This window comes from Massilia sp. TWP1-3-3 (genome assembly GCF_049897805.1).
In the GTDB taxonomy this organism is placed as follows: domain Bacteria; phylum Pseudomonadota; class Gammaproteobacteria; order Burkholderiales; family Burkholderiaceae_D; genus Telluria_A.
Map to the genome: position 1 here is coordinate 1 of NZ_JAFCWX010000140.1, position 594 is coordinate 594.

Annotated in this window: 1 protein-coding gene; it reads left to right on the forward strand. The window is 63.5% G+C overall.

Translation table 11 applies throughout. From position 1 onward, the window contains the following. Positions 1 to 12: 12 nt before the first annotated feature. A partial coding sequence (locus tag ACP7D4_RS28210) for a type VI secretion system Vgr family protein (protein WP_426212756.1) occupies positions 13 to 594 on the forward strand: 582 nt, incomplete at its 3' end.

Genomic DNA, 594 nt, shown 5'->3' on the forward strand with positions numbered 1-594 from the left:
CCTGAATCGCTGATGGCCGAAAAATTTAGCGGCCGCGAAGCGGTCAATGAATTGTTCGCCTTCGATGTCGATGCACTGAGCGTGTCGACCGATCTTGAGCTTGACCTGTTCATTGGCGAGGAACTCACCATCTCCCTGCTGCAGCCAAACGGCAGCCGGCGCGCGTGGCACGGCCTGTGCACGCAGGCCTCATGGCTCGGCGCCGACGGCGGCGTGGCGCGCTATCGCCTGCGTCTGGAACCGGCCTTTTCGCTGCTGCGCCATCGCCGCGACAGCTATATTTTCCAGGACAAGAACGCGCAAGAGATCATCACCGAGCTGCTGGCCGACTATCCGCAGGTGCGCTTTGAATTCGACGTCACGCAGGCGTTGGCGCAGCGGGAAATCTGCACCCAGTACCGCGAGAGCGACCTGGAATTCATCACGCGCCTGCTGGCCTCGGAGGGCTTGAACTGGCGCTTCGAGCATGACCAGCCAGGCGACGACGACGCGGCCGGCGACGGCCAAGCCAAGCACAAGCTGGTCATCTTCGACAGCAAGGCGAAAGCGCCGGCCACACCCGGCGGCGACACCATCCGCTTTCACGGCGTGCGC